Below are 20,750 nucleotides of genomic sequence, written 5' to 3' on the forward strand. Positions count from 1 at the left end.
CACGCGTGCCGACGTATACCGATTGTTACATGCGTTCGAACACGGCAGCAATGCCCTGTCCGCCTCCAATGCACATGGTCGCAAGGGCAAAGCGGCCTTGTGTACGTTGCAGCTCAAAAATTGCTTTTATCGCAATGATGGCACCGGTCGCACCGATCGGGTGACCGAGCGAAATACCCGACCCATTCATATTGACCTTCGCCGGATCGAAGCCCAACTCTTTGCTGACGGCACATGCTTGTGCCGCGAATGCTTCGTTGGCTTCGATCACGTCCAAATCCGCAATCTTTAGGCCGGCGCGTTTGAGGGCTATGCGTGTAGCAGACACCGGGCCGATTCCCATATATTTCGGCTCTACGCCCGCGTGGGCGTAACTTACCAGACGGGCGAGCGGCTGAAGCCCCCTGGCCTTCGCGACACTTGCGTCCATCAGCACGAGCGCTGCCGCACCATCGTTAATGCCAGATGCGTTACCCGCAGTGACTGTCCCATCCTTCTGAAACACCGCACGCATAGCCGCCAGTTCATCCATAGTCGTCGACGGGCGCACGTGCTCATCCTTATTAAAGACGACGTTTCCTTTTCGTGTGACCGTTTCGACAGGCAAAATCTGGTCGTCGAAATAACCATTTGCAATGGCAAATGCTGCCCGGCGGTGTGACTCCAGGGCGAGCGCATCCTGCTCCTCGCGAGAAATGCCGTACCGCTGTGCGACATTCTCTGCAGTGACTCCCATGTGAATGGAATCAAACGGGTCGCGCAATGCACCTGTCAGCATATCGACCATTGTCGCATCGCCCATCCGCGATCCCCAACGTGTCGCAGGTGCGAGATGTGGAGCGCGACTCATGCTTTCGGCGCCGCCAGCAATCGCAATGTCGGCATCTCCAAGCATGATTGATTGTGCCGCGGACACGATCGCTTGCAGACCCGAGCCGCACAAGCGATTTAGCGTGAGTGCCGGCGTAAATATGGAGACCCCGCCGCTGAGTGCCGCCACGCGCGCCAGGTACATGTCCTTGGGTTCAGTATGAATGACGTTGCCAAAAACAACATGGCCCACCTCGTCTCCATTCACCTTCGCACGGCGCATTGCTTCCGACACGACCAGCGAGCCCAGCTGGGTCGGTGAAAAATCCTTTAGCGCGCCACCAAAATCCCCAATTGCAGTCCGCACTCCACTGACTATTACGACATCCTGATTCATTCCTGTCCCCTTGCTCGTTAAGCCAAACCCGGCACACTCCCGCAGCGCCATCCAATAACTGATAGTATATCAGTTATGCGCGCACCGGACACAGCCGTACATTGGCTTGTCATCTGATGAGGAAGACGACGCGAACGCTTCCATCGACGAGCTCAGGGTCTATATAGGCAACAGCGTTAGGCGTACGCGCGACGTAGGACCTTAACTGTATAACGTCTTGCATCACGCGCGGCGGCTCTCCCTTGCCGGTAAACACCCGGCGCATCCAGTGCGCCTTGAGCTGCACCGGATCCTTCCTGACTGCTTTCGCATAGAACTCCTGCCGGACACGTGCTTCTTCCGGCATATCGAGGGGAATCAAATATTCTCCCGAGGCTAAAGCTCGTCCACGTCCTAAAAAAGTATCGGCCACCTCTGACTGCGTCAGGGACAGGACAGGACTGCTGGCTGAGACAACAACAGCCACCTCGGCAAATGCCTTATTACTAAACGCGAAAATCGCCGCGACGACCGTCCAAGCGGCAAATACATCTCGGTATATGCGTACCATCGCAGTCAAAAAACGAAGTTGACGACGGCACCGAACACAGTTGTGCGAGGGGCTTCGGGAAACCGCGGCGTTGTGTTGATGAAGAATCCATTTCCTCTCGTGCTATCTTCGACTTGCACCCGGTCAATTTGTATTTTGAGCGAAGTCTGCGTTGAGAAATCCCAGCGCAATCCCACCGATACGGTGCTCTGATCATTTGCAAGCAACGCCCCGCCCGTATGTGTACTGTAGAGCTTGGAATACGTGATATATGGCGTCAGAGCACTCCGGCGCAACCCGGCTGTCAGGTACGCTGCATTGCTGGCTAGGGCCACCTGAGGGAAGAGCAATCTGCTCCATTCCCCCTGCACGAACCACTGTCCGGCGTCATAACTTAGACCGGCATTAATAAATCGAAGCCGGGAGTCAACCCGTTCGCCTTTTGCCCGTCCGGTAATAGCGGCAGCACGCATCGTCCATTCACCAATCTCGTAGGTATTGGCAATAGAAAAAATATCTTGAAACTGCCCGCGCAACACTTCGGTACCACGGCTGGTTACGTCGACGACCACAGCATCAAAATTTCCGTATAGCGCCTGAAAAATATTCAGCCCCGTCCCGACATGCCGTCGAAATGTGAGATCGACTCCGTCGGAGTTGGTGAACGGCATCAGGTTGTAGGACTCAATAGGTGGACGTACCCACGGATGCGAATATTCCACCAGGCGAGATTCAGACACCATGAACGCCGGAAGGACGACACGACCAACCCTCAGCGAGAGTGCATCATCAGGACGATACCGAAGATTGGCCCATTCCACGCGAGGTCGATAACCTGTATCTGCCCGTTGCCTTGACACTACCTGCAGTACGCCATCAATTTTATCGCCAAAACTGTGATCGATCTGCAAACCAATCTTGCTATCCACTTCCGCTGACCACGGATGGAAATTGCCCGCGCCGCGGCGCTGCACCGGAGTGCCAACATAGTCCGCCTCCCGCTGGCTGCTATGTGTGACACCGATCGTTCCGAAGCCTCGGAACTGCCATGGCTGTACGTTGCCAGAAGCCAGTGCATTTGCGCTAGTAACGAGCATCCCGGCCAGCACAAAATTTCGACACAAGGGAAGGAAAGCTCGTACGTCAAGCCGCGCACGGGGCGTCATCTGCTCGCACTCCATGCACATGTTGCCGTGCCACTAAAACAATCGGCCAGCACTGGCTGTCTTTCCATCGGGGGCAATGGCCTGGAAACGAAATATCCTTGTATCTCGTCACAACCAAGCATTCTGAGAGCGACGAGTTGTCTCTCATTCTCGACACCCTCGGCCACCACGCGCATACCCAAGGCATGAGCCATAGTGATAATCGCCTTGACAAATACATTGCCTTCCTTCGTCCGGTCCACTTCACATGTAAACGAGCGATCCACTTTTAAGAAGTCAAAGTCCATGCGCTGCAGTTGGGACAAGGACGAGTATCCCGTGCCAAAATCGTCGACCAAGAGTTTAACCCCCATTGCCTGGAGGGCAGAAAAAGCATTCAATATGCGACTGTCGCTCCCCATCATGGACGCCTCGGTCACTTCGACCTCAACCGTGCTTGGATGAATGTCGTATCGCTCGATTGCTGTGCTCAACAGCGCAACGACATCAGATTCCGAAAATTGACGTGGCGAGACGTTGATGGACACCGGCACGACCGGCTGGCCGGTACGCTTCCAATCTCCTATCTGGCGGCATACCTTGTCGATCACCAGCGTCCCCATGCCGACAATCTGCCCCGTTTCTTCAGCCAGTGGAACGAACTCGATGGGGTTGATGATCCCCCTCTCTGGATGCTTCCAGCGAATCAGGGACTCCATGCTTGACGTTTCGCCGGACCGAATATCAATCCGCGGCTGGTAGTACATGACGAACTGGTCTTCCTCAATCGCTTGGCGCAACTGCGCTTCCATTTCAACTCGAAAGCGCAGTTTCTCGTAAAATCCCTCGTCATAAAATCGATAGGTACCTTTGCCGCTCGTCTTGGCAGAGAACAGGGCGACATCCGCACATTGCAGCAATGCCGGGGCGTCCCGCGCGTCGCGCGGGAAGAGGCTAATGCCGACAGACGCCCCGATATTGACGAGTCCGTTGGAAAGCGCGAATCCTTCTTTGAATGCGTGGACGATACGCTCCGCAATGTATGCCACCTCCGCACCATCGGCAAGTCTTTCCAGCAAGATGATCCATTCGTCACCGCTTGCCCTTGCAATTGCATCTTGGGGCCGTATCGCTGCTCGGAGGCGATCAGTAGCGGCGCGCAGCAGTTCGTCACCGCGGGCTCGGCCCGCGGTATCGTTCACTACCTTGAATCCGTCAAGGTCCACGTGAATCACCCCGACCTGCCCGGCGCTCGCTGCAGCAGTTTCCAGCGCTGCGGGAAGTTTCTCGTCAAACCATTGACGGTTTGGCAGTCCGGTCAACGCATCGAATAGGCTACGGCGAGCAAGCTCCTCGTGATGCTCCTTGGACTCACTAACATCATGCAGAGTTATGGCGACCGCTTGCTCTGCCAATACACCCTTGACCTTTAGCCATCGCGCGTCGAGGCCCAATTTTTCCGGCACCCTCAGTTCGGCTTCGACACTGTCGCCCATAAACGCTTCCATCAGGATACTGCGCCGATCATATAGAACCGCTCCGATGGGTGACCGCGAAATGCACTGGCCAACAAGTTCCGAACGAGGCATCTTGAAGAACTCCGCTCCTCGCTGGTTGCAGTCAACCACCTCAAAGTCCTGAATTTCACCCCGCTCATCGGAAACCGGGCGTGCGATGAAGAAACCATCGTTCCCGTCTTCTGTCGCCATGCGGTAGGCTGAGCGAGTGCGCTCCAGTTCGTATTTTTTTGACGACAGGCGAAGCGAAAATCCGGCACCTGCCAATGCCAGTAATGTGACAATCCCCGTTCCCGTCCAGCCGGCCAGGAGGGTGGATCGACGGAACGTGGAATGAGCAGCAAGAGCATGCTCCTCATCGAGCCCCACGGTAGCGATCAACGGATATCCCTTTACCGTCTCCCATGCCAGGAAGCGCGAGCGGCCATCGACGAACCATTCCCTGCCGTCCAGATACATGCTGCCACTGCCTCCGCTGAAATGTGGCGTGCGCCGGAGCGCGGGCATATCCGCGGGTTGAACCGTCGCGCCAATTCGTGTAACACGAACTGTCCGGTCATTCCCAACGATACCAAGCATCCCGTTTCCGCCCAGCGAATTGGTGTCATAGCTTGACGTCAGGTACGAAGGGGCGACGGCCGCAAACAGTATGCCTTGGAAACGCCCGTCTTTGCCGGAGATCCGTCTCGAAAACTGAAGTACGTTTGTACCGGCGCCGCGCCCTGAAACCGGAGGCGCCATGTAGAGTGTGTCAACGACTGTGTCCAAATGCACTTTGAAGTATGGACGGTCCGCGACGTTGATCTTTTCGTTATCTGGGATCGTGCTCGTGATGAGATCGCCTTCTGCATCGGTGATTCCAGCAAAGAACAGCGACGTCGGCGGAAACAATCCTTGATCAGGAGCAGATTCGAGCTGCAAGCTACCTTGGGTCAAGTCCCATTCGAAGCGCACATGCAGAATCGTTTGATCTACAGCTTCAAGCATGCGGGAAAGCTGTTCGCTGTAACTGCGCGCAAGCGCGGCGGCTCCACTATGGGCAAACCTTTCAGAATCGGCTGCGTGTTTATGCAAGGAATGGAATAGTGCTCCCCATCCAATGGCAATGATGATTGCAGCGCCACCCAACCACGGGAGAAGACAAATAGCGTGACGCTTGAAAAAGCTTTTGCTTATTGGAACGTCACTCCGGAGGCCTGATCGCTTTGGGAGAGAATTGCGTAGAGTCATGATCGATCGCTTTGCTTTCTATTCGCTACGCACGCGAAGAGAGCGGAACGTTACGTAACTAAAAAAATTTTAGTTCTATTCCGGCATAGAGGCTATGCTTTCATTAGGGCAATCAGGACCCGTTCGCAAAGAAAGCCCGCATGGGCAAAGCTTGAATTCATTTGCGGCCCCCGGCAGCAACTTTCCAGCACAACACCGCAACGGCACTGACGCTTCATAGTCCTTGGGACACATCTGGAAGCGTTTTGGTATGTCCCTTCAGCATCACGCTCAGTGCTGCAAGCAAGTCTGCCGAGATTGGCCGTTCATCAGATCAATCACACATGGCAAGTACTACCGCCGTCTGGGAACACATAGTAGACAGTAGACGCAGAGGACGAGTTGACCGCGCTTACCGGCAGCATGCCGGACATGGCCGGCGCCGGATTCTTGAAGAGGCCGAAAATTCGACCGGGAACAAACGACACGTGCCCCTATACGCAGCGACCTTCGCGATGAATCGCCTCCAGCCGAAGCACAGCTTTCCTCTCAGCGCTGCCCATCGCCCACGGACACATCGTCCTTCGACAATCCACCCAAGCGAGCATGGATGCGGCCACCTGTTGCCATCACGAGCGCAAAGAGAATCTCGTCCGGACGCGGGGCGTCCTGAATGCCGACGTCTGTCACGTTGTAGTGGCTGCGCACATAGGATGCATGGATATAATGCATCGGCACCATCAGGCGATAACCGGCCGAGGCGACCGCCTTCGTCGACGGCACCATCGCCTTCGGGTTGCCTAAGGCTTCACGCATCGCCCACCCGCCGGCCTCATGCCAAACCGCACCATGCTCTAGCTCGCCATTGACGCCGACTATGGCCGCCTTTCCATAAGCCTCCACGCGATCCTTCCCAAGGAGGTCGACCAACTCGGCGGCCAGCAGTGCGCCAAGCTGCCTCAATTCTGCCATGAACGGCAACAGATTTTGCTCGTAGTGTCCGGCGAAAGGGTTGTGGATCACCGCACTGGCGGACGCAATTCTCAGTGGGACGTTCGGCGCGGGGCCGTTTTCATGAAATACAGTCTCGATGTTCAGGCTACGCTTGCGTATTGCAATCAGTGACATTTTGTCTCCGTCTTTTGGAATTGGCCGAAACGACGTGCCATGGAACTGGCCCGTACGTTGTATCAGGCCTGAACGATCTTGTTGCGGAGGATGCCGATGCCTTCGATTTCCACTTCCACCGTGTCGCCAGGCTGCATGAACTTCTTTGGATTCCGTCCCCAGCCCACGCCCGCTGGCGTGCCTGTAATAATGACGTCCCCCGGCACGAGGGTGAAGATCGTTGAAATATAGTTGATGAGGACAGGGATCGAGAAGATCATGTTCCCAGTGTGACTTGACTGCTCCACTTCACCATTCAAGCGCACTTCGATCTTCAGCTCGCCTCCGGGCGCGATTTCATCGGCGGTCACCATCCACGGGCCAAAGGCGCCAGTGGCCTCGAAATTCTTGCCGGCGGCAATTTGCTTCGCGTGGAACTGCCACTCGCGCACGCTTCCGTCGTTATAGCAGGAATACCCGGCAATGTACTCGTACGCATGCTCCACTGGAATGTTGCGCCCCTCCTTGCCGATGATGACCGCCAATTCGCCTTCCCAATCCAGCGTGTCGGAAATCGCCGGTTTAACCAGCGGTTGGTCATGCCCGGTCTGCGAACGCCAGACGCGCAAGAAAATCGGCGGAAACTCGGACAGTTCGCGCTGCATGCCCGACGCCACCACTTCGTTATGGTGGTCAAGGTAATTGCGTACCGCACACACGATCTTCTCCGGTTTCGGGATGACCGGCAGGAAGGTAATGTCGGCAAGTCTGGCCTGCGGTGCACGGCCGACGACATGTTCGCTGCAGTTCCGGTAGCTACCGGAGGCAATGTAATCGACCAAAGTCGGATATTCGGGCAGCACTTGCCGCAAGTTGACGACCTGGTCGCCGACGACTGCGCCCCATGCCTCTTGGCCGTTATAGACGTAGGACAGCAATTTCATGGGTTCTCCTTGTGCATTGGTTGAATGGAAACTCTGACAAGACGGTCAAACGGACGGAAACTTCTTTTGCCACTCTTCGACCAGCAGGAATGTCGGATCGCTACGGCAAATGGCTTCGGTCTCTCTTAGGATTGCCGCGTCGGGTTTGTCTAGATCCAGCGGGTCGCCGTGTGGTTGCGAAACGTAATACGGAGTGTCGACGTACACTTCAACAGTATTTCCTTCAGGATCAGAAAAGTACACGGACCACGCGTTGCCGTGATTCAGACCACGCATCTGCGTCGCCCCCTGCCGTTCGGCTGCAGCGCGTGTTTCCCGGAGCATGCGCAGATCGGGTACCTTGAACGAAATCTGCATTACAGTGCTGAATGTGGCACTTTCCGGGCGCCCCGAGGCCAGCACAAGCTGGTGATGATGATCCTTACTGGCGCTCAGGAAAACGAGTTCGTTACGGAAGGTTCGCCCCATGCCGCGGTCCGTGATCGCGAGGTGGAAGACCGACGTGTAAAAGTCGACCATGCGGTCGAGGTTGGTGACAAAGATGCCGAAGTGGGACGGCATCGGGCGTTCCGGTATGGACATGGAATCTCCTTCTTAGGGAAGTGCGTGCGGGCGAAAGGCGGATACTCGTCAAGCGCGCCGCGCAATGCCATTACATGTTCGGGTAATTCGGTCCCCCACCGCCTTCTGGGGCGACCCAGTTGATATTCTGGGTCGGATCCTTGATGTCGCAGGTCTTGCAGTGCACGCAGTTCTGTGCATTGATCTGCAAGCGGTCCTCGCCACTTTCCACCTTTGTGTATTCGTATACCCCGGCCGGGCAAAAGCGTGCTTCAGGACCGGCAAAGCGGCGTAGATTGATTGCCACCGGCACATCCGCCGACTTGAGCTGCAGATGTACCGGCTGGTCTTCTCCATGGTTAGTGTTTGAAATGAACACTGAGGAGAGTCGGTCAAAGGTCAGCTTGCCGTCCGGCTTGGGATACGGGATGGGTGCGAACTCGGCGGCCGGACGCAGGCATTCGTGATCCGCGTGCTTATGGCGAAAAGTCCACGGCGCCTTTCCACGAAATAAGGTCTGGTCGATACCGACCATCAGTGTTCCGCGAATCAACCCATGCGCCATAAGCGGCTTGAAGTTGCGCGCTTTGTACAACTCCTGGTGTAACCACGACTGCTCAAACGCCTGCGAATAGGCTTGCAACTCATCGTGCTGGCGATTCTCGAAAAGTGCAGCGAATGCGGCTTCAGCGGCCATCATTCCGGACTTCATCGCTGCATGACTGCCCTTGATACGGGACGCATTGAGGAAGCCGGCATCGCAACCGAGCAGCGCACCGCCAGGAAAGGTCAGCCGCGGAAGGGATTGCAGACCGCCTGCGACAATTGCACGTGCACCATAGGAAATACGTTTTCCGCCTTCAAAAAACTTCCGGATCTCGGGGTGCGTTTTGTATCGCTGGAATTCCTCATATGGGGACAGGTAGGGGTTCTTGTAGGCGAGACCGACTACGTAGCCAACCGCAACCTGGTTGCCCTCAAGGTGATACAGAAACGATCCGCCATAGGTCTCGGTATCCAGCGGCCAACCTGCAGTGTGAACTACCAGACCAGGTTGGTGGATCGTTGGATCAATCTCCCACAATTCCTTGATTCCGATCGCATAGGTTTGCGGATCTTTGCCGTTATTGAGCTCGAATTTGGAAATGAGTTGCTTGCCGAGATGTCCGCGCGCGCCTTCCGCAAAGAACGTGTACTTCGCATGCAGTTCCATGCCGAGCTGGAATGCTTCGGTCGGCTGTCCTTCGCGCCCCACTCCCATATTTCCGGTCGCCACACCCTTGACCGAGCCATCGTCGTTGTACAGCACGTCGGCGGCGGCAAAACCAGGGAAGATCTCCACCCCAAGGGCTTCGGCTTGCTGGCCAAGCCAACGCACGACGTTCCCAAGCGATATCACGTAGTTTCCATGGTTCTGGAAACACGAGGGCAGCAGCCAGTTCGGCGTCTTGATGGCCTTGGATTCCGTCAGAAAAAGGAAACGGTCTTCCGTCACTGGGGTATTGAGCGGCGCCCCCAGTTCTTTCCAGTTCGGAAACAATTCGTTCATTGCGATTGGGTCCATGACGGCACCGGAGAGGATGTGCGCACCAATTTCGCTTCCCTTTTCCAGTACACATACGGACACCTCGCTGCCGTTTTTCGCCGCCAGTTGCTTGAGCCGGATAGCAGCGGAGAGGCCCGCCGCCCCCCCGCCGACGATCACAACGTCGTATTCCATGGCCTCACGCACGCCATACTTTTCAAGGCTGCTGCTTGTATTCATATTTATGAGTGTTAGTACCAAATTTGGACGCGCCAGAGGACATCAGCTCAACCCAACGACGGGGATGACCGCACCATGCACGGCATTAGCCGCAGGCGACGCAAGGAATGCAATGACCGAGGACAGATCCGCCAGTGATACCCATTTGCTGGTATCGGCACCAGGCATCGCCGCGCGATTTGCAGGCGTATCAATGAGGCTCGGCGCCACGGCATTGACGTTGACACCTGCTTCGCGCAACTCCATTGCCATAGATTCAGTCAACCTGGCGACCGCACTCTTTGATGCACAGTAGGCACCCATCGCCGCTTTCCCAGCAGAAGCAGACGCGGCGGCAACATTGATGATCTTTCCCTTCTTTGCAGCAACCATTCCGGGCACGACCACTCTGCTCGCGTTGATGAGCGTGGCGACGTTCATGTCCATGAGGCGCCGCCACATCGCATCCGTTGTGTCGTGGACTGACGGCCCCATATCGAAGCCACCAGCAATATTGCACAGAACAGCTACAGAACCGCGGACTGACAGCACGTCCGAAATCGCCTCGAACGACTTTTGTGCATCTGTCAGGTCCACTGCGACGGTGACAACGCTGGCGTGCTGTCCGTATATATCGGCAAGGCGAGCAGCGTCGACGTCCACGGCAATGACGATTGCCCCTTGGGTAATGAAGGTATCTGCAACGGATTTCCCTAGAGCGCCGGCAGCGCCGGTGACGACTACAACGGGAGATGACATGGCTGGCTCCTGAACAGTTTAGCTTGACGTAAACTAACACATTATCAGTTCTGGAACAACAAGACGGACCCGCTTTACTCGGCGGAGCTTGTTGACGCCTCATGAAAACTGACATATAGTTAGTTTTACCGAGTTGTTGTCTTAAACCATTCTCAAACGAGGGCCTTGATGACCGCTGTGAATTACCCGATCTATGACGCGGATCGCCACTTCTATGAACCACCCGAAGCGTTCCTGCGCCACCTTCCGAAACAGTTTCAGAAGGAATTTCAATATGTAGAGGTCAACGGTCGCACCAAGCTCGCGGTCGGCGGCATGCTCTCTGACTACATCCCGAATCCAACCTTTGAAGTGGTCGCCGCGCCCGGCGTGCACGAGCAGTGGTATCGCGCCAACAATCCGGAGGGCCTGACGTTGCGCGAACTTACCGGCGAGCCGGCGCCATCACAGCCGGCGTTCAATAACGGTGCCGCGCATCTGAAGGTGATGGACGAACAGAAGATTCATGCCGGCCTATTCCTGCCAACGCTGGCCTCAATTATTGAAGAGCGCTTGGCACAGCGGCCGGAAGTTATCCAGGCGCTGCTGCACAGCGTGAATCAGTGGACGGCGGAAGAATGCGGATTCGCGTTGGACAACCGCCTGTTCCCTGTGCCGATGGTTAACCTGTCCGATGTCGAAGCCGCGTGTAAGGAACTGGATTTCCTGCTCAAGTCAGGCGCACGCGTCGTCGGCATTCGTCCGGCCCCGGTTGCCGGCTTGAAGGGCGGACGCTCGATGGGCTTCAAGGAATTCGACCCGTTCTGGGCGCGCATCAACGAGGCCAGAATCTTCGTCGTCATGCACGTATCCGATTCCGGTTACGACAAGATCTACCAATGGTGGACGGCCGGCGGCAAAGGTGAATTCCGTCCGTTCGAGAAGGATCCGTTCGGCGAAATCCTCGACTGGATGGGCCGCCCGATTGCCGATTCGCTGGCAGCCCTAATCTGCCACGGCGTCTTTGATCGCTTCCCGAACGTCCGCGTGGCATCGCTGGAAAACGGCGCGGCCTGGCTGGAGCCCCTGCTCAAACGGATGGCGAGCACATTCCACAAGATGCCGAAGTCCTTCACCCGCGATCCGGTCGAGGTATTCCGACAGCACGTCTATGTCGCGCCGTTCTACGAGGATTCGGTCAAGCAGGTTATCGATCTGATTGGCGTCGAGCGTGTGCTGTTTGGTAGTGACTGGCCGCATCCGGAAGGCCTGGCCAATCCGCTGGACTTCTTCAAGGATATCGCTGACCTTAACCCCGTGCAGACCCAGCGGGTGATGAGCACGAACCTGAAAGAATTGCTAGAAGGCGTACGCTAGTCTCACGCCTGTACTGCCGCGAAACCTGCTTCGCGAAATGATGTCTCCGCTCTATCAGAGGGTGTTTCCCATGCGAACTCTGTTCGCATGGGATTTTTTTTCAGCGCGTCATGTGGCCGCACGTGTAGACCTTGAAGGCGAGCCACGGGTGGCCCGCCTGTCACTTACGAGAAGAGCTTTACGACTTCGCCAGAAGTAACCGGCTTCCCGTTTCGGTTAGACGGATTGTGTCCGCCCATGCCGGCGACCGGGATAGTATTGACATGCGCGGCCTTTGCGCGTAACGCGCCGACCGTACACTCTTCCCGCCTGTGGTGACTGAACGGATCGAAGCTGAACTCGCGCATGACGTTCAGGTGTGTAACCTTGTCGATCATTTCCTTCGGCAAGTGCTTGATCGCGTTCCAGACGGTTTCAGGCGACTTCGGCCATACACAATCGGAGTGTGGGTAGTCGCACTCCCATGCGACCAGATCCATATTGAGGAAATCTGTGTTGCGCAGTCCAAAAGCGTCATCGATAAAACAAGTCAGGAAGTTGCGCTTGAACAGCTCGCTCGGCAGCATGTCGCCGAAGTCGGCGTTTGTCCATGCACTATGGTGTTTGTAGACGAAATCGGCGCGCTCCAGCAGGTATGGAATCCAACCGATACCGCCCTCCGCAAGAGAGATCTTGAGCTCGGGGAATTTTTTAAACACCGGTGAGAACAGCCAGTCCGCCGCAGCGCCATTAATGGCCATTGGCATCGTCACAATCCAGGCGTCAATGGGAGATTCCATCGACGCATGCGGTGCCTGCGCACCGGACCCGATATGACAGCTAACAATAATCTTGTGGTCGCACGCAGTCTTCCACAATGGATCCCAGTAATCCGAGTGGATCGACGGCAGGCCGACGGCTGCCGGGTTGTCCGGGAAGGTCAGCGTCCGCACGCCCTTGGCGGCAACGCGCTTGAGCTCGGCGACTGACGCATTGACGTCCCACAGCGGCAGGATGCACAAAGGGATGAAGCGCCCCGGCGCCGCCTCGCACCATTCGTGGATATGCCAATCGTTGTAGGCGCTAATGATGGCCAGCGCTGCTTCCTTGTCCTGCGCCGCCCAGAACCGGTTGCCGGCAAAGAACGGCACGGTCGGAAAGCAAATCGACGCTAGCACGCCGTCGGCGTTCATGTCGTCAATGCGCGCCTGAATATTGTACGTGCCGGACCGGATCTGGCTGTAGGCAGCAGGTTCCATGCCATACTCTTCCGGCGGGCGGCCGACGACGGCATTCAGGCCGAAGTTCGGAATCAACTTCCCTTCGAAGATCCATGCGTCTTCACCGTGGCGCATAGTACTCATCTTCGGCGCCTTGTCCCGGTACTTGACAGGCAGGTGCTTGTCAAACATATCAGGCGGCTCGATCACATGATCGTCCACGCTGATCAGGATCATATCGTTCATTTCCATGGTGCTCCTCCGTGTGCAATGTTGAATTGTCCCGCTTCATCGGCGGGAATAATGTTCAGTGTCTTAGGGCCCGGGCAAGACGTACCGTCCTCGTTGCCGGCGAATATTTGTCACCGAGATAACCGCTATCTGACATGGCATCAGCCCGTCTGCCGGCAAGTAATCGATCATCGGCGCCCGTTACCGCCCGATAGGTCGATTAATCCCGTTTGCCCTCCAGCAGACCCTTCAGGTTGGTCGACATGATCAACTTTTGGTGTTCCGGAGAGACGCCTTCCAGATCCTTCACGAAGTCACGTGGATGAGCCAGGCCTTCCGGGTGCGGCCAGTCACTACCAAACAGTACGCGGTTCGCGCCCAGCAATTCGACGACCTTGTCCACCGGGTCTTCATAAAACGGTGCCAGGAAAACATGCTTGCGGAAGGTCTCCACCGGATCGCGGGTGAACGATTTAGGCATCTTGTGGTACGTGCTTGCCAGGCGCTTGAGCAACGGCTCCAGCCAAGCGGAACCGTTTTCCAGCACGGCGACGCGCACGTCAGGGAAGCGGTCGAACACGCCGTGACAGATCAGGGCGGCCAGCGAGTCTGAAATCGGGCGCCCCATCCAGTCCAAGATTTCACTAAATGGATCCTTCTCGAACGGGCGGAATTCGCCCTGTCCGCCGGCGGTCCACCAGCGGTAGATACGGTCGTAGCCCGAATCAGACACATGGTGGATGACGAAGATCTTCGATTCGTTGACGCGTGCCCAGAATGGGTCGAATTCTTTAAAACCGTGCGAGCGGCTGCCGCGGATGCCCGCAACGGGCGCCGGGCGAATCAACACGCAGCGTGCCCCTGCCTTGAGCAGGAAGTCCAGTTCCTTGCACGCAGTATCCACATCCGACAGGTTGATCGCGCCAGCGGGGAACTGGCGGCCATTTCCAAACCCATACTCGTCTGCTACCCACATGTTCAACGAGTGCATCAGTGCCTGGATCGTCTCAGGCTTGTGCTCGAGGCGCTCCTCAATAATCGAGGCCATAGTGGGAAGCACAACCGCCGCATGGATGCCCTCCTGGTCCATTAATTTAAGATGCGCCGCACCGGAGTGGAAGGCCGGTTCGGAAGGCACTGGTTCGCCCGCGAACTCGCGTAGCGTTAAACCCTGCGGGTTGTCGCCGCGGTACCACTTTTCCTGCGAACCCGCACCTGCCACCACATTGAAGGTCGGATTCGGGATGTAGTTGGAAAGGACGCCGCCGACTATCAGCTTGATGCGGCCGTTGATTTCCGCGTACTGAAAATCCTCCTTGTACTTTTTCGGCAAATGACGGAGAAACGCTTCGGGCGGTTCATAGTAATGATGATCGGCATCGTAGATCGGGTAATCGATTGCGGCTGCTACTGACATGGTTAGCTCCTCTCGCTAGGTTATTGGTGTGTCGGAATAGGCCGAGGCGCGAGATGTGGGCGCAGCGCTCGCTGCAACCCCAAAAATGTCCCTACATGCGTTGCGGCTTTTCCAACAGAACTGATTACAGCAAAGCGCCTCCAAAAAAAGTTTGATCCAAGTCAAAAACTAATAACCTGTCAGTTTTTAGTGAAAATAGATAGAGCCGCGGATGCTTTAAAAATGAAATTATGTTAGTTTTATGTCGCCCGGGCCGTCCCTCATTCTTCGGAAACAGGCATTAGGAGCAATGTCCGGCATTGATGGCCGCCCGCTGCACCGCCCCTCAAGGATGACCAAACGAACCCTATGTGCGAGCAACAATTGATCATGCCGGCCCACCGTATTGCGAGGATTCCATGTATAAGCACCTGCTAGTGCCCACCGACGGCACCGAATTGTCGAACCAAACCATTACCCGAGCGCTTGAGTTTGCAAAGGATGCCGGCGCGCGTGTCACGTTCTTCTATGCCGCGCGCGATTACCTGGCAACAGACGACGGTGCGCTAATGCGCAGCATTTCACCGCTCGCGGTGGCCGAGAGCGTCACTGGAGACGCACATGCAATCCTGATGAAGGCGGAGGCAGCGGCGCGCGGTGCCGGTGTGGAATTCAATTCGCTTTACGCCGTTAGCGACAGACCGCATGAAGCAATTCTGCGCGCAGCGATAGACCAGGAGTGCGACCTGATTTTCATGGCATCGCGCGGCCCGCGCAGCCTTGGCGGCTTGTTGCTCGGATCTGAGACATTGAAGGTACTGATGCATGCGCCGATCCCGGTGCTGGTATCCTCCGTCCAGCGCAATTCGGCCACACCCGACATGAATAAGGCGATCACGATCATCCAGGACGAACACCGCTCTCTGGCCGCCGTGTTGAACGCACTGCAGCATCTGTGCAACAAGTCACGCGAAGAAGCAACGGCACCGGAATTCGAGCTGCTTTGGAAGCTGCTCGCGTACATACGCGAATTCCCGGAGCGCCTGCATCACCCCAAGGAAACGTCATATCTCTTTGCGCGGTTGCGCCAGCGCACCAATATCGTCGACGCCGCGCTCACAGAACTGGAAAAGGAACACGATGACAAGGCGCCGTTCGAAGCGCTGGAGCAGGCGTTGCACCGCTTCGAACAGGCTGGCAAGGACGGTGTCGAAGCGTTTTCGGACACACTCGCGCAGTTTTCAGAGGCACAGTGGCGGCACATGGGACTGGAGGAAAAGGTAATTCTTCCTGCAGCAAAGGAGTACCTGCACCAAGAAGATTGGGCCGTCATCGCCGATGCATTCGGCAAGAATGGCGATCCCCGTTTCGGGGCAGTGCCAGACAAGGAATTCCGCGACATGTTCTCTCGCATTGCGCGGCTGACGCATAGTCTCACTAGGACTTGATGACAGAAAAGCTGCCGGCGCCCAATCCGTCAGGAATTGTGCAACTGGCAGCCTTGACAATGCAGGATCGATACGCAGTGCCGCGACAGTGTGCGTACGCCGCTCAATCCTTTACCAACAGCATCGCTCCGGCAATTGGACCACCGCCATTGGACACTGCGGCAACCCGCGGATCGCCTTTGATCTGTCGCGCGCCAGCGCGTCCGCGAAGCTGCGTCACTGCTTCAACCACATGGATCATGCCGTGCAAGCGGCCGCCAGACAGTTGTCCCCCACCGGTTAGCAACGGCAGCTCGCCGTCCAGCGCAATTCGCTTGCCGTCGCCAACAAACTCGGCCGCCTCACCACGACCGCAGAAGCCTAGTCCCTCCAGCCACAGCAAGGTCAGGAAACTGAAACCGTCGTACAACTGCGCCATGTCGACATCAGACGGTTTCAGGTCCGTGCGGCTCCACAATCGCTTGCCCGCGCCTTCTGCCGAGAAGCGTGTCAGGTCGTCGAGCTGGTCCCACGAGTCCCTGGTTTGCAGTGAGCCAGAAATCGCTTCGACGCGGATTGGTATTGACTTGAGGTCGCGGGCCGTATCCTTATGGGACACGATCACCGCGATCGAACCGTCGATCGGAACGTCGCAGTCGTATAGACACAGCGGCGTTGAAATCATCCTGGCATTCATATAGTCGTCCAGGGTCAGCGGTTCGCGGTAAATCGCGTTCGGGTTCAACCCGGCGTTATGCCGGGCGGTCAATGCGATTTGCGCCAGCTGCTCGCGCTTGGCGCCAAACTCGTGGAAGTACCTGCTGGCGACGACACCCACCCAGTTTGCAGCGGAGGGAGCCAGGAACGGCGCCAGGTATTCGGCGAAACCGGTGACCCGCCCCGCACCCGCGCCTGCCAGACTCGGACGCGTGCTTCCTTGTGCCATTGCAGTGGTTTCTGTGACGGTCCGAAAGCACAGCACGTGCCGTGCCTGTCCGGAGGCTACCGCCATGCATGCATTGAGCACGCCGGCCATCTGCGTCGCCTCGAGACCGGCGTTGTACCAGTTCAGTTTCAGACCGAGTGCATCCTTCAGCTGGCCGATCGTGATGGGGGAAAATCCGGGCGAGTCCGAGCGGTAACCCGGCCAGCTGGAGATGCCGTCGATCTCGCGCCGGTCGATACCCGCGTCCTCGATCGCGGCGAGCACCGCATCGAGGGTCAGGTCAAGACCATTGCGACCAAGACGCCGGCCGACCGCGGACTGGCCGACCCCGGAGATGACAGCTTGCCGCTCGGGCACCTGAATACTCATGTACGTCCTTGCCGCCCGTCAGGCGAACAGCTTCATGACTTCGCCGGCGGTCACCGGACGGCCTTCACGGTTGGACGGATTGTGGCCGCCCATTCCGGCAACCGGCTCGGTCTGGACGTGAGCAGCCTTGGCACGTAGCGCGCCAACGGTACTTTCTTTGGGGGCCATGTATTTGAACGGGTCGAAACCAAACTCGCGCATCACATTCTGGTGCGTGATCTTGTCGATCGCCTCCTTCGGCAAGTGCTTGATTGATGCCCACAGCGCTTCCGGCGCGTGCGGCCACAAAGTGTCCGAGTGCGGGTAGTCGCATTCCCAGGTGATCTTGTCGATATTCATGAAATTGGTGTTATGCAGGCCGAACACGTCATCAATGAAGCAGGTAATGAAGTTGCGCTTGAACAGTTCGCTGGGCAGCATGTCGCCGAAGCTGCAGTTCGTCCATGCCTTGTGATGACGATAAGTGAAGTCGGCACGCTCGAGCAGGTACGGCACCCAGCCGATGCCCCCTTCAGACAGTGCTATCTTCAGGTTCGGAAACTTTTTGAAGATCGGTGAGAACAGCCAGTCGGTGGTGGCATTGGCAATGTACATCGGCATATTGACGATCCAGGCATCGATCGGGGCGTCAGTCGACGAGTACGGTGCGCTTGCACCGGAGCCGATGTGGATGGAGATGACGATATTGTTCGCTTCCATCACTTCCCACAGCGGGTCCCAATGGCCGCTATGCACGCTCGGCAGCCCCTTGGCGACCGGGTTGTCGAGGAAGCTGATGGTGCGGCAACCCTTTGCGGCGACGCGCTTGGCTTCGGCGACGCAGGCATCAATATCCCACAACGGCAGGATCGCCAGCGGCACGAAGCGGCCGGGAGCGCCCGCGCACCACTCATCGATGTGCCAGTCGTTGTAGGCGCTGATCACCGCCTTTGTGAATTCCTTGTCTTTGGCATGCAAAAAGAAGGCACCGGCGAACGTCGGGAAGGTCGGGAAGCAGATAGATGCGAGCACACCGTTGGCGTTCATGTCTTCCAGGCGCTCGGCGAGCTGGTACGTGCCCTTTCGGATCTGGCTGTACGAGGCCGGTTCCATACCGTACTCTTCCGGCGGGCGGCCAACGACGGCGTTCAGGCCGAAGTTAGGATTGGTGCGGCCTTCGTAGATCCAGGAATCGGATCCGCTGCGCATCGTGGCCATCTTCGGCGCGCGATCCAGCATTGATTTCGGAAGGTGGTTCTTGAACATATCAGGGGGCTCGATCACGTGGTCATCGACACTGATCAGAATCATGTCATTCATTTCCATCTTGGTCTCCATTTATTGCAACTAACGTACGGCCGTAACAATTCGGTAAGCAACCGCCGGCTCGCATTCGGCGCCTCCGTGAAGCCCCCTGTCAGGCTTCGAATTCCACATAACAATTGTTCAAGACTAGCGCGCTTCGCTCCCGCGACGACATTCTGAAAACTGCCCGTCCCCTCTCAACATGCCACAATTCGAGGAACATGGTTTCGTCCGTCAGCATTGGGCCGGCGTACCGCACGGACAGACGCTTAAGCCGCTCGGGCTGATTGCCACATGCCAGCGCCAGCACAGCGCGGCCCGCGAGACCGAAACATCCCAGCCCTCGCATCATCGCCTTTCCCGGCCCGGCGTTTGCGGCGGCGGCAATCTCCTTGTTCAGTCGAAAAATTGCATCATCGTTGTCGCCGGGAGTACGAAGTTCAATAGTGTTGTGGGGGGCGCAGGCCTCGGGAATGCTCACCCGCGTCTGTTCGTAAGGACGGCCGCCGAACCCGCCGTCGCCCTTCAGGATAGTCGTCACATCAACAGTGACGAGCGGTTGGCCGTCTTCCGCAGACACCACTTGCTCCTGCTTCATTACCGCGCCCTTATCCGCGCCGCGGTCGAACAACCCGGTCACGCGTTGCGTGACCACGACCGTGCCGGATGCAGGTAGCGGCCGATGCACGGTGATTCCTTCCTCCGCGTGCACGATACGACGCCAGTCGATTCCAGTCTCCGGGCGCATCTGCCAGAACTCGCCGTCCGCCAGCGCTACCGCGTTCATGGGCAACGCGGCAACACCATCCAGAAATGGCGCGTCGCCTGCATGGAGTTTGCCCGGCAGTCCCGCTCCGAAACCCTTGGCAAAGCGAACCGACTCCTCTGCCGTATAGCAGCGTGTTACCGGCATAAAGGGCCAGTTCATAAGCTTTTGATAATCAAGCGGCACCGCGTCCCTCCTGTCACACTGGCAATTTTCGGTCAAGCAGCATTCTGAGTTTTCTTCGCCGCCGCCATCGAAGCTTGCATGCCGGCCTCGACAATTGCCTTGTGCTCCTCAGTGGCGTGGCTCAATTGGTGCGTATCAAAGTGGGCCATGAGCGAATTACGGAATCCCATAACGTCTGCTGTGCGGTTCAACGAGCGCTTTAGCATACGCATGCTCATCGGCGGCGCGGCAGCGATCTGGTTCGCCAGCTTGAGCGTGAAATCCTCCAGTTCCGAGCGCGGCACGACGTGGTTCACCATGCCCCATTCCTTGGCGTCCGCAGCCGTGATGCGCTGGCCGGTGTAAAGCAGCTCTTTTGCCTTGCGCAAGCCGAGCACCCATGGATGCACCAGCACCTCGACGGCGGCAGCGCCTAGGCTGTGGTTCACCGGATCACTGAAATAGGCGTCGTCCGCCGCCACCATCAGATCGCACATGTTGGCCACCATGAACCCGGCGGCGATGCAAGCACCCTGCACCTGCGCAATGGTCGGCTTCGGAAAATCCCACAGACGAAGTGCATTGCCGAAGTAATGTTCGCTTTCCCAGGCCCAGATGTCCTCGGCCTTCACCAGGTTGCGGCGAGTGGACATCGGGTCGGTCAGGTCATGACCGGCGGAGAAATGCTTGCCCACGCCACCGAGGATTAGAACACGGATGCTGTCATCCCGCTTTGCGCGGGTCAGTGCGTCGTCCAGTTCGGCCAGCAGGGTTTCCGATTGTGCATTCGCTTGCTTGGGACGGTTGTGGCAGATGCGCACAACGGGACCCAATACCTCGTAAGTGATTTCCGTGTAGTTCATAGCCTTTCTCCATTACATTCTGAGGT

The 20,750-nt window shown here is 57.2% G+C and carries 17 protein-coding genes; 2 read left to right on the plus strand and 15 right to left on the minus strand.

Annotated elements, in window-relative coordinates; all coding sequences use genetic code 11:
* Positions 1-25 precede the first annotated feature (25 nt).
* From AC3WOY_RS25500 to AC3WOY_RS25540, 9 genes are all read right to left on the minus strand, one after another.
* On the minus strand, positions 26-1,207 hold the full coding sequence (locus AC3WOY_RS25500; RefSeq protein WP_492428944.1) for an acetyl-CoA C-acyltransferase family protein: 1,182 nt from the start codon (positions 1,205-1,207) through the stop codon (positions 26-28).
* A 109-nt stretch (positions 1,208-1,316) separates the two neighbouring features.
* On the minus strand, positions 1,317-1,757 hold the full coding sequence (locus AC3WOY_RS25505; RefSeq protein WP_492428946.1) for a phosphate ABC transporter substrate-binding protein: 441 nt from the start codon (positions 1,755-1,757) through the stop codon (positions 1,317-1,319).
* Between the two features lie 5 nt (positions 1,758-1,762).
* Positions 1,763-2,902 carry a porin gene (locus AC3WOY_RS25510; RefSeq protein WP_492428948.1) on the minus strand — a complete coding sequence of 380 codons (1,140 nt, stop codon included), beginning with the start codon at positions 2,900-2,902 and terminating at the stop codon, positions 1,763-1,765.
* Positions 2,899-5,472, minus strand: a complete 2,574-nt coding sequence (locus AC3WOY_RS25515; RefSeq protein WP_492428950.1) for a bifunctional diguanylate cyclase/phosphodiesterase — start codon at positions 5,470-5,472, stop codon at positions 2,899-2,901. The genes AC3WOY_RS25510 and AC3WOY_RS25515 overlap by 4 nt, the downstream gene beginning before the upstream one ends.
* A gap of 684 nt (positions 5,473-6,156) precedes the next feature.
* On the minus strand, positions 6,157-6,735 hold the full coding sequence (locus tag AC3WOY_RS25520) for an amino acid synthesis family protein (protein WP_492428952.1): 579 nt from the start codon (positions 6,733-6,735) through the stop codon (positions 6,157-6,159).
* A gap of 62 nt (positions 6,736-6,797) precedes the next feature.
* Entirely contained in the window at positions 6,798-7,658 is an 861-nt protein-coding gene (locus AC3WOY_RS25525) for a fumarylacetoacetate hydrolase family protein (protein ID WP_492428954.1), read from the minus strand.
* A 45-nt stretch (positions 7,659-7,703) separates the two neighbouring features.
* A complete protein-coding gene (locus AC3WOY_RS25530) occupies positions 7,704-8,240 on the minus strand; it encodes a VOC family protein (protein WP_492428956.1) in 537 nt (178 codons plus the stop codon).
* Positions 8,241-8,310: 70 nt separating this feature from the next.
* A complete protein-coding gene (locus tag AC3WOY_RS25535; RefSeq protein WP_492428958.1) occupies positions 8,311-9,984 on the minus strand; it encodes an electron transfer flavoprotein-ubiquinone oxidoreductase in 1,674 nt (557 codons plus the stop codon).
* Between the two features lie 42 nt (positions 9,985-10,026).
* Positions 10,027-10,722: an SDR family NAD(P)-dependent oxidoreductase gene (locus AC3WOY_RS25540; RefSeq protein ID WP_492428960.1), complete on the minus strand. Its 696-nt coding sequence runs from the start codon at positions 10,720-10,722 to the stop codon at positions 10,027-10,029.
* A 168-nt stretch (positions 10,723-10,890) separates the two neighbouring features.
* Between AC3WOY_RS25540 and AC3WOY_RS25545 the strand changes: the two genes are divergently transcribed.
* On the plus strand, positions 10,891-12,078 hold the full coding sequence (locus AC3WOY_RS25545; protein ID WP_492428962.1) for an amidohydrolase family protein: 1,188 nt from the start codon (positions 10,891-10,893) through the stop codon (positions 12,076-12,078).
* Between the two features lie 164 nt (positions 12,079-12,242).
* On the opposite strand, the gene AC3WOY_RS25550 is transcribed toward AC3WOY_RS25545, so the two are convergent.
* On the minus strand, positions 12,243-13,514 hold the full coding sequence (locus tag AC3WOY_RS25550) for an amidohydrolase family protein (RefSeq protein WP_492428964.1): 1,272 nt from the start codon (positions 13,512-13,514) through the stop codon (positions 12,243-12,245).
* Positions 13,515-13,728: 214 nt separating this feature from the next.
* The gene (locus AC3WOY_RS25555) at positions 13,729-14,925 is read right to left on the minus strand and encodes an amidohydrolase family protein (RefSeq protein WP_492428966.1); all 1,197 of its coding nucleotides are present in this window, start codon (positions 14,923-14,925) and stop codon (positions 13,729-13,731) included.
* A gap of 398 nt (positions 14,926-15,323) precedes the next feature.
* Between AC3WOY_RS25555 and AC3WOY_RS25560 the strand changes: the two genes are divergently transcribed.
* On the plus strand, positions 15,324-16,352 hold the full coding sequence (locus AC3WOY_RS25560) for a universal stress protein (RefSeq protein WP_492428968.1): 1,029 nt from the start codon (positions 15,324-15,326) through the stop codon (positions 16,350-16,352).
* A 103-nt stretch (positions 16,353-16,455) separates the two neighbouring features.
* On the opposite strand, the gene AC3WOY_RS25565 is transcribed toward AC3WOY_RS25560, so the two are convergent.
* From AC3WOY_RS25565 to AC3WOY_RS25580, 4 genes are all read right to left on the minus strand, one after another.
* Complete coding sequence (locus AC3WOY_RS25565) at positions 16,456-17,646, minus strand: thiolase family protein (RefSeq protein WP_492428970.1); 1,191 nt, start codon at positions 17,644-17,646, stop codon at positions 16,456-16,458.
* Positions 17,647-17,664: 18 nt separating this feature from the next.
* Positions 17,665-18,936, minus strand: a complete 1,272-nt coding sequence (locus AC3WOY_RS25570) for an amidohydrolase family protein (protein WP_492428972.1) — start codon at positions 18,934-18,936, stop codon at positions 17,665-17,667.
* A gap of 106 nt (positions 18,937-19,042) precedes the next feature.
* The gene (locus tag AC3WOY_RS25575) at positions 19,043-19,882 is read right to left on the minus strand and encodes an FAS1-like dehydratase domain-containing protein (RefSeq protein WP_492428974.1); all 840 of its coding nucleotides are present in this window, start codon (positions 19,880-19,882) and stop codon (positions 19,043-19,045) included.
* 32 nt (positions 19,883-19,914) lie between these two features.
* Positions 19,915-20,724, minus strand: coding sequence for an enoyl-CoA hydratase (locus AC3WOY_RS25580; protein ID WP_492428976.1), 810 nt, complete (start codon positions 20,722-20,724; stop codon positions 19,915-19,917).
* Between the last annotated feature and the right edge of the window lie 26 nt (positions 20,725-20,750).

The organism is Noviherbaspirillum sp. FW303-A3, assembly GCF_058788695.1.

Excerpts from the sequence above, each read along its gene's own strand:
- AC3WOY_RS25500 (WP_492428944.1), bottom strand. The coding sequence starts at position 1,207 with ATGAATCAGGATGTCGTAATAGTCAGTGGAGTGCGGACTGCAATTGGG.
- AC3WOY_RS25505 (WP_492428946.1), bottom strand. The coding sequence starts at position 1,757 with ATGGTACGCATATACCGAGATGTATTTGCCGCTTGGACGGTCGTCGCG.
- AC3WOY_RS25510 (WP_492428948.1), bottom strand. The coding sequence starts at position 2,902 with ATGACGCCCCGTGCGCGGCTTGACGTACGAGCTTTCCTTCCCTTGTGT.
- AC3WOY_RS25520 (WP_492428952.1), bottom strand. The coding sequence starts at position 6,735 with ATGTCACTGATTGCAATACGCAAGCGTAGCCTGAACATCGAGACTGTA.
- AC3WOY_RS25525 (WP_492428954.1), bottom strand. The coding sequence starts at position 7,658 with ATGAAATTGCTGTCCTACGTCTATAACGGCCAAGAGGCATGGGGCGCA.
- AC3WOY_RS25530 (WP_492428956.1), bottom strand. The coding sequence starts at position 8,240 with ATGTCCATACCGGAACGCCCGATGCCGTCCCACTTCGGCATCTTTGTC.
- AC3WOY_RS25535 (WP_492428958.1), bottom strand. The coding sequence starts at position 9,984 with ATGAATACAAGCAGCAGCCTTGAAAAGTATGGCGTGCGTGAGGCCATG.
- AC3WOY_RS25540 (WP_492428960.1), bottom strand. The coding sequence starts at position 10,722 with ATGTCATCTCCCGTTGTAGTCGTCACCGGCGCTGCCGGCGCTCTAGGG.
- AC3WOY_RS25545 (WP_492428962.1), top strand. The coding sequence starts at position 10,891 with ATGACCGCTGTGAATTACCCGATCTATGACGCGGATCGCCACTTCTAT.
- AC3WOY_RS25550 (WP_492428964.1), bottom strand. The coding sequence starts at position 13,514 with ATGATCCTGATCAGCGTGGACGATCATGTGATCGAGCCGCCTGATATG.
- AC3WOY_RS25555 (WP_492428966.1), bottom strand. The coding sequence starts at position 14,925 with ATGTCAGTAGCAGCCGCAATCGATTACCCGATCTACGATGCCGATCAT.
- AC3WOY_RS25560 (WP_492428968.1), top strand. The coding sequence starts at position 15,324 with ATGTATAAGCACCTGCTAGTGCCCACCGACGGCACCGAATTGTCGAAC.
- AC3WOY_RS25565 (WP_492428970.1), bottom strand. The coding sequence starts at position 17,646 with ATGAGTATTCAGGTGCCCGAGCGGCAAGCTGTCATCTCCGGGGTCGGC.
- AC3WOY_RS25570 (WP_492428972.1), bottom strand. The coding sequence starts at position 18,936 with ATGATTCTGATCAGTGTCGATGACCACGTGATCGAGCCCCCTGATATG.
- AC3WOY_RS25580 (WP_492428976.1), bottom strand. The coding sequence starts at position 20,724 with ATGAACTACACGGAAATCACTTACGAGGTATTGGGTCCCGTTGTGCGC.